Here is a 14546-nt window from a genome sequence, read left to right on the forward strand (position 1 = left end):
CCCACATTTTTGATCCCGCAGTTTTCAGTTGGAAACGTCGGCGATAGCTTGGGCCAGCAGCGTCAAACGTGTCGCATCCACCCCGGCCACGTTGGCCCGGCCTGAACTGACCATATACACGCTGTGCTCCTCGCGCAGTTGCTTGACCTGCTCGGCACTCAAACCGGTATAGGAAAACATCCCGCGCTGCGCGCCGATATGGGCAAACTTCTCGGCCAAGCCATGGGGCTTCAAGGCTTCCACCAACCCGGAGCGCAAGTGCGCGATACGCGAGCGCATGGCCTCGACTTCCTCGCTCCACAGTTTTTTCAGCTCGGTATCACCGAGGATGGTCGCCACCACGGCAGCGCCATGATCCGGCGGCGTCGACCACAGGTTGCGGGCGATGTTCGCCAGTTGGCTGCGCACATCGGTGAGCTTTTCGGCATCCGCAGCACACACGATCAGTGCGCCGACCCGGTCGCGATACAGACCAAAGTTCTTCGAGCAGGAACTGGTGACCAGCACTTCCGGCAACTCGGCTGCAAACAGGCGCACCGCCCACGCGTCCTGCTCCAGGCCATCACCAAAGCCCTGGTAAGCAAAGTCAATCAGCGGCAGCAACTGGCGTTCCCGCACGATCTGCAACACCTGGCGCCAGTCATCCTGGGTCAGGTCGAAGCCGGTCGGGTTATGGCAGCAGGCATGCAGCAGCACCACGTCACCCTTGGGTACCGTGGACAGGGTCGCAAGCATCGCCGCCACATCCAGGCGATTGTCGCTGCCTACGTAAGGGTAGTGACTGACCTTAAGCCCAGCCTTGGCGAAGATGGTTTCGTGGATTGGCCAGGTCGGGTTGCTCAACCACACGCCACGGCCAGGCAGGCTCTGGGCGATAAAGTCAGCGCTCAGGCGCAGGGCGCCGGTACCGCCTGGGGTCTGGGTGGCGCCGGCGCGGCGTTCGCGCAACAAGGCCGAATCGGCACCGAGCACCAGTTCGCTGATCAGGGTGCCGAAAGCCGCGTCACCATGGCCACCGATGTAGGTCTTGGTCACCTGGGTATCAACCAGGCGCTGTTCCGCCAGCTTCACCGAGTGGGGAATCGGCGTCAGGCCCTGGTCGTCCTTATACACGCCCACGCCCAGGTCGAACTTGTTCGGGTTGGCATCCTGGGCATACAGGTCCATCAGCCCGAGGATCGGGTCACCGGGCACGCGGCCAATCGCATCGAAGTGCATTACTTGCGGCCCTCGGCAGTCTTGGCCACTTCGTCGGTGCGCGCAGCCATGATGAAGTCGTTGCGGTGCAGGCCCTTGATGGAGTGGCTCCACCAAGTCACGGTGACTTTGCCCCATTCGGTGAGCAGGCCAGGGTGATGGCCTTCTGCTTCGGAGATTTCACCCATGGCGTTGGTGAAGGCCAGGGCGAACTTGAAGTTCTTGAACAGGAAGACCTTTTCCAGCTGCATGACGCCGTCGCGCACTTCGATGTTCCAGTCAGGGATCTGCTTGAGCAGCACCGGCAGTTCTTCATCGCTGACTTGCGGGGCATCGGCGCGGCAGGCTTCGCAGTGGGCTTGGTTCAAGGTGGTCATGGGAGGTGTCCTGAATTCGAATGTTTGAAGGTCAGTGGCGTTACCCTAAAGCAACGCGCGGCCAGGGAACAGACTCACCTGGCTTAAAAAGGCACAGCTCAAGCAGCCTTGGGCTTTGGCGGGAATTTCGGTGCGTGCAAGCCCAATTCCATACCGCGCTCGACCATGCCCATGATGTCTTCCTGCGCCACGTCGAACAGGCGCTTGAGTTCGGGCAATACGAAGTACAGCGGTTGCAGGATGTCGATACGATAAGGGGTGCGCATCGCTTCCAGCGGATCGAAGGCTTGGTGCTCGGGCTCATCCGACAGGCAATACACGCTTTCTTTAGGCGAAGACAGAATGCCGCCACCGTAGATGCGGCGCCCTTGGGGCGTGTCCACCAGGCCGAACTCGATGGTCATCCAGTACAGGCGCGCCAGGTACACCCGTTGCTCCTTGGTGGCCGCCAGGCCGAGCTTGCCGTAGGTGTGGGTGAATTCGGCGAACCACGGGTTGGTCAGCAGCGGGCAGTGGCCAAATATCTCGTGGAAAATATCCGGTTCTTGCAGGTAGTCCAGCTCTTCACGGGTACGAATAAAGGTCGCCACCGGAAATTGCTTGCTGGCGAGCAATTCAAAAAAGGTCTGGAAGGGAATCAGTGCGGGTACACGCGCGACTTGCCAGCCGGTGGTTTCGGCCAGCACCTTGTTGATTTCGCCCAACTGGGGGATGCGATCCAAGGGCAGGCCGAGCTTGTCGATGCCGTCCAGGTATTCCTGGCAGGCACGGCCTTCGATCACTTTGAGTTGGCGAGTGATCAGCGTGTTCCATACCGCGTGTTCTTCTGGCGGATAATGGATAAAACCTTGCGCATCGGGCTCGCGGGCCACGTAGTGCGTCTGCTTCATACGGCTCTCCTGCTAGGCATTCGTTCTTGTTATGTCCTGCGATGCACCTATTGATAACCCGAACAGCGCCGGATTCCATCGCGGTCTTGCCTGGGTGCGTAGGAAAAACTACCCGTTTTCGTAAAGTATTCGTTACGGGTGTAGGCCTTATCTGTGTCTTGGGCTGTGAAAAGGTGACGCGCTGTCACATAATCTTGACGACTATCTGCGCCCAGCGGCAAAAAGACGCGGTGCCTCCCTACTTTTCGAGCCTTTCCATGCGTATCAAAGTGCACTGCCAGAACCGCATCGGCATCCTGCGGGACATCCTCAACCTGTTGGTAGAGTACGGCGTCAACGTCGCCAAGGGCGAGGTCGGCGGTGAGCATGGCAATGCCATCTACCTGTTTTGCCCGAACCTGGTGAACATGCAATTCCAGGCATTGCGCCCGCAGTTCGAGGCGATTGCCGGCGTATTCGGCGTCAAAAGGGTGGGGCTGATGCCGAGCGAGCGGCGGCATATGGAACTCAATGCGCTGCTTGGCGCCCTGGAATTTCCGGTGCTGTCCATCGACATGGGCGGTTCTATCGTCGCTGCCAATCGTGCAGCGGCACAGTTACTCGGTGTGCGGGTGGATGAGGTGCCGGGTATTCCACTGTCGCGCTATGCCGAGGACTTCGATTTGCCGGAACTGGTGCGTGCCAGCAAATCGCGGATCAACGGCTTGCGGGTCAAGGTCAAAGGTGACGTGTTTTTGGCGGATATCGCCCCACTGCAATCCAGTGAGCATGACGACAGTGAGGCCATGGCCGGTGCCGTGCTGACCTTGCATCGCGCTGACCGTGTGGGTGAGCGCATCTACAACGTGCGCAAGCAAGAGCTGCGCGGCTTTGACAGCATCTTTCAAAGCTCCAAAGTGATGGCTGCTGTGGTCCGAGAAGCACGGCGCATGGCACCGCTGGATGCGCCGCTATTAATAGAAGGCGAAACCGGCACCGGCAAAGAACTGCTGGCCCGTGCGTGTCACCTGGCCAGCCCGCGAGGGCAGTCGCCTTTGATGGCCCTCAATTGTGCGGGGTTGCCCGAGTCGATGGCTGAGACTGAACTATTCGGCTACGGCCCCGGTGCTTTTGAGGGGGCGCGAGCGGAGGGCAAGCTCGGGCTGCTGGAGTTGACGGCGGGCGGTACCTTGTTTCTTGATGGCGTTGGTGAAATGAGCGCGAGATTGCAGGTGAAGTTGCTGCGCTTCTTGCAGGATGGGTGTTTCCGTCGGGTCGGCAGTGATGAAGAGGTGTATCTGGATGTGCGGGTGATCTGTGCGACCCAGGTGGACTTGTCGGAACTCTGCGCCCGGGGTGAGTTTCGCCAGGATCTCTATCACCGACTGAACGTGCTGTCGCTGCACATTCCACCCTTGCGTGAATGCCTGGACGGCCTGGCGCCCTTGGTCGAGCATTTTCTTGACCAAGCCAGTCGGCAGATCGGTTGCCCGCTGCCCAAGTTGGCGCCCGCTGCCATGGAGCGTCTTAGCCACTACCACTGGCCAGGCAATGTGCGGCAGTTGGAAAACGTGTTGTTTCAGGCGGTATCGTTGTGTGAGGGCGGCACGGTCAAGGTCGAGCATATTCGTCTGCCGGATTACGGCGTGCGTCAGCCGCTTGGGGATTTTTCGTTGGAAGGCGGTTTGGAGGATATCGTGGGGCGGTTCGAAAAGGCCGTGTTGGAAAGCCTTTACGCCGAGCACCCAAGCAGCCGGCAACTGGGTAAGCGCTTGGGTGTATCGCACACCACCATTGCGAATAAGTTGCGCGACTATAAGGTGATCAAGTAAGGGTATCGCGATGCTGGACACTGCGTCTTGTGAACGCAGTGTCCGATCTGACAACTGTCCAGTGTGTCAGCCGTAGACAATGTTGTACTGGCCTATTTCTTCAATCTTGCCTGTACTTTTGTCCCTCCAGGCCAGCGTTGTGTTTTCGTTGTCAATTTTAAAGAGCTCAATCAGGCTGTAGTTCTTGTCATGTTCCAAGTTGCTCAAACTTTTTTGAATCTCGGGAGAGAGTTTTCCGTACTTGCCGTTTTTCAGGTCCTTGGCAGTTACGCCGTAATCCTTGAATTGTTGGGCTTCGGAATTCGAATTCAACAGCTTTAATAAAACCGTACCGCTCGTTGGCGTCATATAGCCGTTTTCTGGCTGTTCAATAAATACAGGCCTGCCACCGTCGACGGGTGCCCAGAGGTAGGTCAATGCGTATCCGTTAAACTGAGTCACCATCCGGTAGTCCCTATGTTCATCCAGTTTCCCCAGTTCCTTGGTAATACTGGGGGAGAGTGGCCCATATTTGCCGCCAAGCAGATCCTTGGTGGTGATATCCATGTCCATACGGATCATGGCCTGTGGCAGTGTGTCGATAAGTTTATCCAGCGCCTTTACGGCCGGGTTCCAATGTTGATTTATTGGTGCGAATTCGTCTGCGAGCCTTGGAGAGACAAGATAACTTGGCCGCTGATCAGCATACCTGTCAGTAGGGTAGTTCCAGTCACGGCGCATGTCTGGTACGCGCCGCTCGGGAAGGTAGTCCCAGTCGCGACGCATTTGCGGCAAATCCCGGCCAGGGCGATAGTCCCAGTCTGGTTGCATGTCCGAGATGCGTCGGTCGGGGTAATAGTCCCTGGCACGGTGCATCTCTGGAAAGTATCGGTCAGGACGATAGTCTGAAACATCGGCCCTGTGCTCGTGGGTGCACGCGTGATAATGGGGCGCGGCCGATGGGTAGTTAGGTCGGTATACATCATGGTCCGGTCTGCCACCCGCTCTTGTAGGAAAGTAAGGAACACTGAAAGGCAGGGTGGGTACTTGTGAAATAGTGGACATGATACTGATCCTGTAGTTAGTGATAGGTGTGTCGCAAACACGCAACTTTAAATACTCGGGGTGGTGATGTTGCGATGGACAGAATTTACGCAGGCAGTAGGGTGTGTTCAAGTTGTCGTTGTTTAGTAATTGTAAGCGTGTGTCGAGACGTTTTAATTTGGTGTAAGTGTTGTGAGATGTCCGAGAAAGCAAGCGTAAAAACATGTATTAACTAAATGCTCAAGCGCCTGATAAAGATGGGTTTCACTCGCTGTACGTGAATTTGAAATAATAAGTCTGGTAGTCACCGCGTGTGTATTAATAACCCATCGCAACATTTCCCTCGATAAGAGCGGCCCAGGAAGCTGAAATGGCGACGCACCGGCGTAATTCAGGCATGGGGAGGGCTTCGGGCGTCAGGTCTTGCCGCAAGCGGCATAAGTCCGCCGTTTTTTCGACTCTTGAGAGTGGGTCTGCTCGACGCTCCAGCCCTCAACCCCCCCGTATTCAGGGGGCTCCTTCGTTTTTTTTAAAGTTGGTTCGCAAATTGCTTAAGCCTCCTCAGTACAGCGGTGGGCGGCAAGCGTCCGTCAGAAAGAGGAAAGAGCGTGGACAAGTACCTTTATGTGGCAATGACCGGCGCCAGCCAGAATGCACTGGCGCAGAAGGCCCATGCCAACAACCTGGCGAACATTTCCACCAACGGTTTCCAGCGCGACCTGGAGCAGGCGCGTTCGATGCCGGTGTTCGGTGACAGCTTTCCGGCGCGGGCATTTGCCATGACCGAGCGGCCGGCCACTGACTTCTCCCCGGGCGCGATGATCGAAACCGGTCGCGACCTGGATGTGGCCGTCAGCGGCGACGGCTGGATGGCCGTGCAAACCCCCGATGGCGGCGAAGCCTACGTACGCAGCGCGAGCATGAACGTGGATGCGCTGGGGGTGCTGCGTGCCGGCAATGGTATGCCGATCATGGGTAACGGTGGCCCGATTGCCGTGCCGCCCCAGCAGAAAATCGAAGTCGGTGCCGACGGCACCATCAGCATCCGCGCCATGGGCGAAGGCCCGCGGGTGATGGCGGAAGTGGACCGGATCAAGATGGTCCAGCCCGACCTCAAGAACATGACCAAGGGCCTGGACGGCACCATCCACACCAAGGATGGCCAGCCAGCCCAGGCCGATGCGAACGTCAAGCTGACTTCGGGCTTCCTGCAGGCGAGCAACGTCAATGCCGTGGAAGAAATGACCGCGGTGCTGGCGCTTTCCAAGCAGTTCGAGCTGCACATCAAGATGATGAACAGCGCTAAAGAAGACGACCAGGCCATGACGCGCGTCATGCAGATGAGCTGATTCAAGCCCATTAACTAATTTGCAACGTAGCGCCCACCACCCGGCGCACGAAGGAGAACAGCATGCTTCCGGCTCTATGGGTTGCCAAGACAGGCCTGTCCGCCCAGGACACCAACCTGACGACCATTTCCAACAACCTGGCGAACGTGTCGACCACGGGCTTCAAACGTGATCGCGCCGAGTTCCAGGACCTGCTCTATCAGATCAAGAAGCAGCCAGGTGCCCAATCGACCCAGGACAGCGAATTGCCGTCGGGCCTGCAATTGGGTACTGGTGTGCAGATCGTCGGCACCCAGAAAAACTTCAGCGCCGGTAACCTGCAGCAAACCGGCCAGCCGCTGGACATGGCCATCAATGGCCGTGGCTTCTTCCAGATCCTGCAACCGGATGGGACTACCTCCTACACCCGCGACGGTACTTTCCACCTGGACTCCAACGGCCAGATCGTCACCGCCAACGGTTTCGCCCTGGAACCGGCCGTGGTGGTTCCGGCGGATGCCAAGACCTTTACCGTGGGCAACGACGGCACCGTGTCTATCACTGTGGCCGGCAACCCGGCGTCGCAAGTGATCGGCAACCTGCAAACCGCCGACTTCATCAACCCGGCCGGCTTGCAAGCGATGGGCAATAACCTGTTCCTGGAAACTGCCTCCAGCGGCGCGCCGCAAATCGGCACCCCGGGCCTGAACGGGTTTGGCACCACGCTGCAAAGCACCCTGGAAACCTCCAACGTCAGCACCGTTGAGGAGATGGTCAACATGATCACCACCCAGCGCGCCTACGAGATGAACTCCAAGGTGATTTCCACCGCCGACCAGATGCTCTCGTTCGTCACGCAAAATCTGTAATCACGTCTATGGGGCGCTCTTGACGGCGCCTGCAACACCATGAGGTAAGGGTCATGAATCGCTATGTTTCCGTTTTGGCATTGAGTGGGATCGCCGTGCTCGCGGGCTGTGTTGCCCCAACGCCAAAGCCCAATGACCCGTACTACGCGCCGGTGTTGCCACGCACACCGCTGCCGGCGGCGGCCAATAACGGCTCGATCTACCAGGCTGGTTTCGAACAGAACCTGTACAGCGACCGCAAGGCCTTCCGGGTCGGTGACATCATCACCATCACCCTCAACGAGAAGACCCAGGCCAGCAAGAACGCCAACTCGCAGATCGGCAAGAACAGCAAGACCAGCATCGGCCTGACGTCGCTGTTCGGCGGTGGCCTGAACACCAACAACCCGCTGGGCGGTGGTGACCTGAGCCTGGACGCCGGCTACAGCGGCGACCGTGCCACCAACGGCAAGAGTGCGGCGGGGCAGGGCAACAGCCTGACCGGTTCGATCACCGTGACCGTGGCCGACGTATTGCCCAACGGCATCATCGCCATACGCGGTGAAAAGTGGATGACCCTCAACACCGGCGACGAGCTGGTGCGCATTGCCGGGATGGTCCGTGCCGATGATATTTCCACCGACAATACCGTGCCGTCGACGCGCATTGCCGATGCGCGCATCACCTACTCGGGGACGGGTTCGTTTGCTGATGCAAGCCAGCCGGGCTGGTTCGATCGTTTCTTCCTTAGCCCGCTGTTCCCTTTCTAGGTGGCCATTTTGAATTTCAAACAGCTGATGGCGACGGCGCTCTTGCTGGCCTTGAGCACTGTGGCCCAGGCCGAGCGGCTCAAAGATATCGCCAGTATTTCCGGCGTGCGCTCCAACCAGTTGATCGGCTATGGCCTGGTGGTGGGGCTCAATGGCACGGGTGACCAGACCACCCAGACGCCGTTCACCCTGCAGACCTTCAACAACATGCTGTCCCAGTTCGGTATCAAGGTGCCGCCAGGCTCGGGCAACGTGCAATTGAAGAACGTTGCCGCGGTGTCGATCAGTGCCGATTTGCCGCCATTCGCCAAGCCGGGCCAGGTGGTGGACATTACCGTTTCGTCCATGGGCAACTCCAAAAGCCTGCGTGGCGGCACCTTGCTGATGACGCCGCTCAAAGGTATCGACGGCAACGTCTACGCCATTGCTCAGGGCAACCTGGTGGTCGGCGGGTTTGATGCTGAAGGCCGCGATGGTTCGAAGATCACTGTCAACGTACCGTCGGCCGGGCGCATTCCCGGTGGCGCGACGGTTGAACGCACCGTGCCGAGCGGTTTCAACCAGGGCAACAGCCTGACCCTGAACCTCAATCGCTCCGACTTCACCACTGCCAAGCGCGTGGTCGACAAGATCAACGACATGCTCGGCCCAGGTGTGGCCCAGGCCATCGACGGCGGTTCGATTCGCGTCACCGCACCACTGGACCCCAGCCAGCGTGTGGACTACCTGTCGATCCTGGAAAACCTGGAGGTCGACCCTGGCCAGGCGGTGGCAAAAGTCATCATCAACTCGCGTACCGGCACTATCGTGATCGGTCAGAACGTCAAGGTCTCGCCGGCAGCGGTGACCCACGGCAGCCTGACGGTGACCATCACCGAAGACCCGATCGTCAGCCAGCCGGGCCCGCTGTCCAACGGCCAGACCGCCGTGGTCCCGCGCTCGCGGGTCAATGCCCAGCAAGAAGCCAAGCCGATGTTCAAGTTCGGCCCCGGCACCACCCTGGACGAGATTGTCCGTGCGGTGAACCAGGTGGGCGCAGCGCCCGGCGACTTGATGGCCATCCTCGAAGCTTTGAAACAGGCCGGCGCCTTGCAAGCCGACCTGATCGTGATCTGAGGCCATGGCCATGGATATGCGCAAGAGCGGCATCAGCAGCACGGCGGACTCGGGGTCTTACTCCGACCTGAATCGGCTTAACCAGCTGAAGGTCGGTGATGACAAGAACAGCGAAGGCAACATGCGCAAGGTGGCGCAGGAATTCGAATCGCTGTTCTTGAACGAGATGCTCAAGTCCATGCGCTCGGCCACCGATGCCCTGGGCAAGGACAACCCGTTGAACACGCCGGCGGCCAAGCAGTACCAGGAAATGTACGACCAGCAACTGGCGGTGTCGATGTCCCGCGAGGGCGGTGGTATCGGCCTGGCCGACGTGCTGATGCGCCAGATGCAAAAGAACAAACCGGTGGAGGCCCAGGCCGCCACCTTGCAAGGCCCGGCAGCGGATGGGCCGGTGAGGAAAGTCGATGTGCCGACCGAGATTGCTGCCGGTACCCAGGCTGAGGGCCCGTTGGGGCGCTCCAATGGGCAGCGTCCATTGTGGGCCTATCGCGTGGCCGAGCCGCAGGCCGGGGCCGTTGCGTCTCACAGCAACGACATGGAGCTGATGAACCAGCGCCGTATCGCCTTGCCCAGCAAGCTGACTGACCGTTTGCTTGCCGGCATCGTGCCCAGTACCCAGGTCGAGGCCAAGGCCGCGCCGCTGCGCAACAGTGCCGCCGATGACAACGTCATCAACAGCAGTGCGCGCACCTTTGCCATACCGAGCGGGCGCATGCAGGTGTATGGCCGCGCCATTGCCCAGCCACCGCTGGCACCGGCGAAGAAAGCCTTCAGCTCCCAGGACGAATTCGTTGCCACCATGCTGCCGATGGCCAAGGCCGCCGCCGCACGGATTGGCATCGATCCCAAGTACCTAGTGGCCCAGGCAGCGCTGGAAACCGGTTGGGGCAAATCGGTCATGCGTGCCGAAGACGGCAGCAGCAGCCACAACCTGTTCGGCATCAAGGCCGGCCAGAGTTGGCAGGGCGGCCAGGCCCGTGCGATCACCAGCGAGTTTCGCGATGGGGCGATGGTCAAGGAAACGGCGCAGTTCCGTTCCTACAGCTCCTACCAGGACAGCTTCCACGACCTCGTGACCCTGCTGCAAAGCCATGATCGCTATAAAGAAGTTGTGAAATCAGCCGACAACCCGGAACAGTTTGTACGCGAGTTGCAAAAAGCCGGTTATGCAACCGACCCGGATTACGCCAGCAAGATTTCGCAGATCGCAAAAACCATGAACAGTTACCAGAACTACGCTGCCGCTGGCGCAACCACACATTTATAAGGTCTGAACCATGAGTTTGCTCAGTATCGGGATGTCAGGGCTCAACGCCGCTCAAGGATCGTTGTCGGTCTTGAGTAACAACATCGCCAACGTGAACACCCCGGGGTATTCGCGTCAGCAGACCACGCAGAATACCAACGCGTCGAACCCGTTCGGCGGTGTGTTCATCGGCACTGGTACCACCCTGGCCGACGTGCGCCGGGTGTACAACGAATACCTGGACACTGCCTACCAGAACAGCACGGCCCTGAACAACGATGCCAAGGCGTATCTGGATCAGGTCGGCGCCGTCGACAAAGTGCTGTCGGACAAGACCACCGGTCTGTCATCGGTGCTCAGCTCGTTCTTCGCTACCCTGCAAACTGCAGCGTCCAACCCCAGCGACCTGTCGGCTCGCCAACTGCTGGTGACCAACGCCCAGACCCTGAGCAGCCGTTTCAACGCGATCTCGACGCAGTTGACCCAGCAGAAAGAGACTATCAACAACCAACTGAGCAGCATGAGTGAGCAGGTCAATCAATTGACCGCCTCGATTGCCTCGCTCAACAAGCAGATCTCCCAAGTGCAAGGCGCGTCGGGCAATGCACCGGCCAACCTGCTGGACTCGCGTAACGAGGCGGTACGCTCGCTCAATGAGCTGATCGGCGTAACGGCCACCGAGAAGAACGGCCAGTTCAGCGTGACCACCGGCAGCGGCCAGTCCCTGGTGGAGGGCGGGATCTCCAATACGATTTCCGCAGTGCCGAGCAAAACCGATAACAGCCAGTACACCATTCAGTTGGACATGAACGGCACCACCATGGACCTGGGCGGCGTCATCAGTGGCGGCAGCATCGGCGGCCTGTTGCGTTATCGCAGTGATGCCTTGATGCCGGCTATCAACGACCTGGGCCGTATCGCCATCGCAACCGCAGACACCATCAATAACCAACTGGGCCAAGGCCTGGACCTCAATGGTGACTTTGGCGTTTCGCTGTTCAAAGACATCAACAGTGCCGCCGCCATTGCTTCGCGCAGCCAGGGCGCCTCGGGCAACAGTGCTGGGGCCGGCAACCTGAATGTGACGATCAAGGACAGCAGTAAGTTGTCCACGTTTGACTACACCGTGACCTTCAGCGACAAGACCGACCCCAACAAGGTCACGGTACTGCGTTCGGACGGCAAGGCAATGGGCACCTTTGACATGGGCTCCACACCGCCGCCGACCATGGATGGCTTTACCCTGGCGCTGGACGGCAAGGGCGCCATGGCGTTTGGCGACAGCTTCAAAGTCAGCCCGACCGCCACCGGCGCAAGCGGTATGGGTGTAGCGCTCACCGATGCCAACAAGCTGGCGTTTGCCGGCCCGCTGGCGGGTACCAGCAGCAAGACCAACAGCGGCACAGGCACATTTACCCAGCCGTCGTTGACGGTGCCGGTGGACATCCATGGCGGCACCGACACCGCACAGTTGCGCGCCGGTATTGAAAACTCGATGCCGGTGAAGATGGTGTTTGGCAAGCCCGCCGCTGACGGCACGCAGTCGTATACGATCAGCGATTCCAAGGGAAACCCGATTGGCACTGGCTCAATCATCCCGGGGCAGGGCAACAAGATCACCGTCGACGTACCGATGCGCGACGCCAGCGGTGCAGCCATCCCCGGCAAGAGCTTCAAGTTCGACACCACCGTCAATGGCTCCCCGGCAGACGGCGACAGCACTACCTTCGCCTTCAACAGCGGCGGCAAATCCGATGGCCGAAACGCCCAGGAACTGCTGAACCTGCAAACCAAGGCCACCGTTGGCATGGGCGAGGGCAACGGGGGCACCAGCCTGGTGGGGGCCAATAGCAAGCTGGTCTCCACTGTCGGCGCCAAGGCCAGCCAGGCCGGGGTCGACAGCGCCGCCACCGGTGCGTTGCTGAGCGCCAATAAAGATGCGCGCAACTCGGTGTCCGGGGTCAACCTGGATGACGAAGCCGGCGACATGATCAAGTTCCAGCAGTACTACACCGCGTCGTCGCAGATCATCAAGGCTGCGCAGGAAACCTTCACCACACTGATGAATGCTCTTTAAGGGAGGCTGGGACGATGCGTATTTCTACACAGCAGTATTTCGAGACCAGCTCTGCCAAGTACCAGAGCAACTATTCCAGCGTGGTCAAGGCCCAGGACCAGGCCAGCACCGGTGTCCGTGTGCAAACCGCCGCGGATGATCCGGTAGCGGCGGCGCGGTTGCTGATGCTGCAACAGCAGAAAGATATGCTGGCGCAATTCAACGGCAATATCGACACGTTGAAGAACTCGCTGACCACCCAGGACGGCGTGCTGGAAAACATCAATATCGCGATTCAGCGGGCCAGTGAGCTGGCGTTGAAGGCGGGTAACGTTGGTATCAGCGACGCTGACCGCAAATCGACTGCCGCCGAGATCGGCGCCATTGAAGATCAGGTGCTGGGCCTGCTCAATACCAAGGACGCCAGCGGTAATTACCTGTTCTCCGGGAGCAAGACCGACACGCCTCCCTACACCCGCAACAATGACGGCACCTACAGCTACCAGGGCGATGACACGCCGCTGAGCCTGAAGGTGGCGGAGAACCTGTCGGTCGCCATGGGCAATACCGCCAAGAGCATGCTGGAAAGCTCGGCGAATACGGGCCGTACGCAAACAGCACCGATCCTCGTGCCGCCAGCGGTCGATGATGGCAAGGTCACCGTGTCTGCCGGGCTGATCGCGGCCAACACCAGCTATAACAGCAGTTTTTCCGACGGCCAGCCGTACAAGCTGACCTTCACCAGCAGCACCCAATATGTCGTAACGGACAATGCCGGCAAGGACATCACCTCGGAGATTCCGGGCAACGGCACTTTCGATGCCACCAAGGAAGGCGGTTCGAGTATCAATCTGCGCGGGGTCAAGTTTGACATCGGCTTGAACCTGGGCAAGGACGCACTGGGCAAAGACATACTGCCCGGCGCGCCATCGGACGCCATCGTCAAGGATCGCGAGTTCAGCTTGTCGGTCAAGCCGGACACCTTCAGTGTTTCACGCACCCCGAGCAATCCGTCCACTGCGCAACTGAGCGGCGGCACGGTGAGCGATCCGGCGGCATACGCCAGCACCTTTCCCAACTCGGGTGTCGTCGTCAAGTTTGGCGCGGCCGGTGCCTATGATCTGTATGCGCAGCCGTATACCGCAGACAGTAAATCCATTGCCAGTGGCACCCTGGCAGCTGGTGCAACGTCAATCACGGCGGCGGGCGTGACCTTCGATGTCACCACCGCACCGGCGCCGGCAGCCGGCGACCAGTTTTCGATCAGTGCCACCAGCAACAAGAACGAGAATGTCCTCGACACCTTGAGCCATTTGCGCAAAATCCTGGAAACGCCGTCAGACGGCAACCCGGCGGCGCAGAAGGAGCTCAAGGATGTGGTGGCCAAGTCCATTGGCAACCTGACCAATGCCTACAGTCAGATCGACCAGGCGCGCGGTTCCCTGGGTGCGCGCCTCAATGGCCTGGATATTCAGTCCAAGGAAAACGTCAGCCTGGACCTGGCCAATACCACCACCATGAATGCCCTGGGCAATGTCGACTTCGCCGAGGCCGCCATCAACCTGAGCTTGCAGCAGACCATGTTGCAGGCTTCGCAGTTGGCCTTTGTGAAAATCTCGCAGTTGAGCCTGTTCAACAAGATGTGATCGGCGCTGTGCACGACGGCCCAGCCTGGAAACAGGCTGGGCCGTCGTCGTTTCCGTGGCGCAATTGTTGAAACGTTTTGCATAAACCACGCAAAATTGAGTGACCTGTGAGTCATAAAGCGCATCTTCACTGTATCGTGTGAAAAGGATAAGTCGTCACAGGGCCTTCATCGGGCGGCTTTCACCGGGATTTTTATGGGGTTATCCCCTTTATTGTCAGCACTTCCGGCATAGC

At 59.3% G+C, this 14546-nt stretch carries 12 protein-coding genes; 8 read left to right on the forward strand and 4 right to left on the reverse strand.

Features of this window, described 5'->3' with window-relative positions:
• Nucleotides 1–24: 24 nt before the first annotated feature.
• From TK42_RS04400 to phhA, 3 genes are all read right to left on the reverse strand, one after another.
• On the reverse strand, nucleotides 25–1218 hold the full coding sequence (locus TK42_RS04400) for an amino acid aminotransferase (RefSeq protein ID WP_078821979.1): 1194 nt from the start codon (nucleotides 1216–1218) through the stop codon (nucleotides 25–27).
• Entirely contained in the window at nucleotides 1218–1574 is a 357-nt protein-coding gene (locus tag TK42_RS04405) for a 4a-hydroxytetrahydrobiopterin dehydratase (RefSeq protein WP_005790113.1), read from the reverse strand. Before TK42_RS04405 ends, TK42_RS04400 begins: the two co-directional genes overlap by 1 nt.
• A gap of 98 nt (nucleotides 1575–1672) precedes the next feature.
• Nucleotides 1673–2464: a phenylalanine 4-monooxygenase gene (phhA, locus tag TK42_RS04410; protein ID WP_043049667.1), complete on the reverse strand. Its 792-nt coding sequence runs from the start codon at nucleotides 2462–2464 to the stop codon at nucleotides 1673–1675.
• A 257-nt stretch (nucleotides 2465–2721) separates the two neighbouring features.
• Here phhA and TK42_RS04415 point away from each other — a divergent pair, with 257 nt between their 5' ends.
• Complete coding sequence (locus tag TK42_RS04415) at nucleotides 2722–4275, forward strand: sigma-54-dependent phenylalanine hydroxylase transcriptional regulator PhhR (RefSeq protein ID WP_005790109.1); 1554 nt, start codon at nucleotides 2722–2724, stop codon at nucleotides 4273–4275.
• Nucleotides 4276–4341: 66 nt separating this feature from the next.
• On the opposite strand, the gene TK42_RS04420 is transcribed toward TK42_RS04415, so the two are convergent.
• A complete protein-coding gene (locus TK42_RS04420; protein ID WP_146097864.1) occupies nucleotides 4342–5319 on the reverse strand; it encodes a hypothetical protein in 978 nt (325 codons plus the stop codon).
• Between the two features lie 587 nt (nucleotides 5320–5906).
• Here TK42_RS04420 and TK42_RS04425 point away from each other — a divergent pair.
• The 7 genes from TK42_RS04425 (at nucleotide 5907) to TK42_RS04455 (ending at nucleotide 14311) form a co-directional block, all read left to right on the forward strand.
• On the forward strand, nucleotides 5907–6647 hold the full coding sequence (locus tag TK42_RS04425; RefSeq protein ID WP_032880052.1) for a flagellar basal body rod protein FlgF: 741 nt from the start codon (nucleotides 5907–5909) through the stop codon (nucleotides 6645–6647).
• Between the two features lie 62 nt (nucleotides 6648–6709).
• Complete coding sequence (gene flgG / locus TK42_RS04430; RefSeq protein ID WP_005790105.1) at nucleotides 6710–7495, forward strand: flagellar basal-body rod protein FlgG; 786 nt, start codon at nucleotides 6710–6712, stop codon at nucleotides 7493–7495.
• A gap of 53 nt (nucleotides 7496–7548) precedes the next feature.
• Entirely contained in the window at nucleotides 7549–8244 is a 696-nt protein-coding gene (gene flgH, locus TK42_RS04435; protein ID WP_005790104.1) for a flagellar basal body L-ring protein FlgH, read from the forward strand.
• 6 nt (nucleotides 8245–8250) lie between these two features.
• Nucleotides 8251–9360 carry a flagellar basal body P-ring protein FlgI gene (locus TK42_RS04440; protein ID WP_371920236.1) on the forward strand — a complete coding sequence of 370 codons (1110 nt, stop codon included), beginning with the start codon at nucleotides 8251–8253 and terminating at the stop codon, nucleotides 9358–9360.
• Between the two features lie 4 nt (nucleotides 9361–9364).
• Nucleotides 9365–10630: a flagellar assembly peptidoglycan hydrolase FlgJ gene (gene flgJ, locus TK42_RS04445; protein ID WP_103733680.1), complete on the forward strand. Its 1266-nt coding sequence runs from the start codon at nucleotides 9365–9367 to the stop codon at nucleotides 10628–10630.
• A gap of 10 nt (nucleotides 10631–10640) precedes the next feature.
• Nucleotides 10641–12686, forward strand: coding sequence for a flagellar hook-associated protein FlgK (gene flgK, locus TK42_RS04450; protein ID WP_103733681.1), 2046 nt, complete (start codon nucleotides 10641–10643; stop codon nucleotides 12684–12686).
• Nucleotides 12687–12700: 14 nt separating this feature from the next.
• Complete coding sequence (locus TK42_RS04455; protein WP_032880055.1) at nucleotides 12701–14311, forward strand: flagellar hook-associated protein 3; 1611 nt, start codon at nucleotides 12701–12703, stop codon at nucleotides 14309–14311.
• The last annotated feature ends 235 nt before the right edge of the window (nucleotides 14312–14546 follow it).

The organism is Pseudomonas sp. GZJR-8 (genome assembly GCF_002916705.1).
Lineage (GTDB): Bacteria > Pseudomonadota > Gammaproteobacteria > Pseudomonadales > Pseudomonadaceae > Aquipseudomonas > Aquipseudomonas synxantha_A.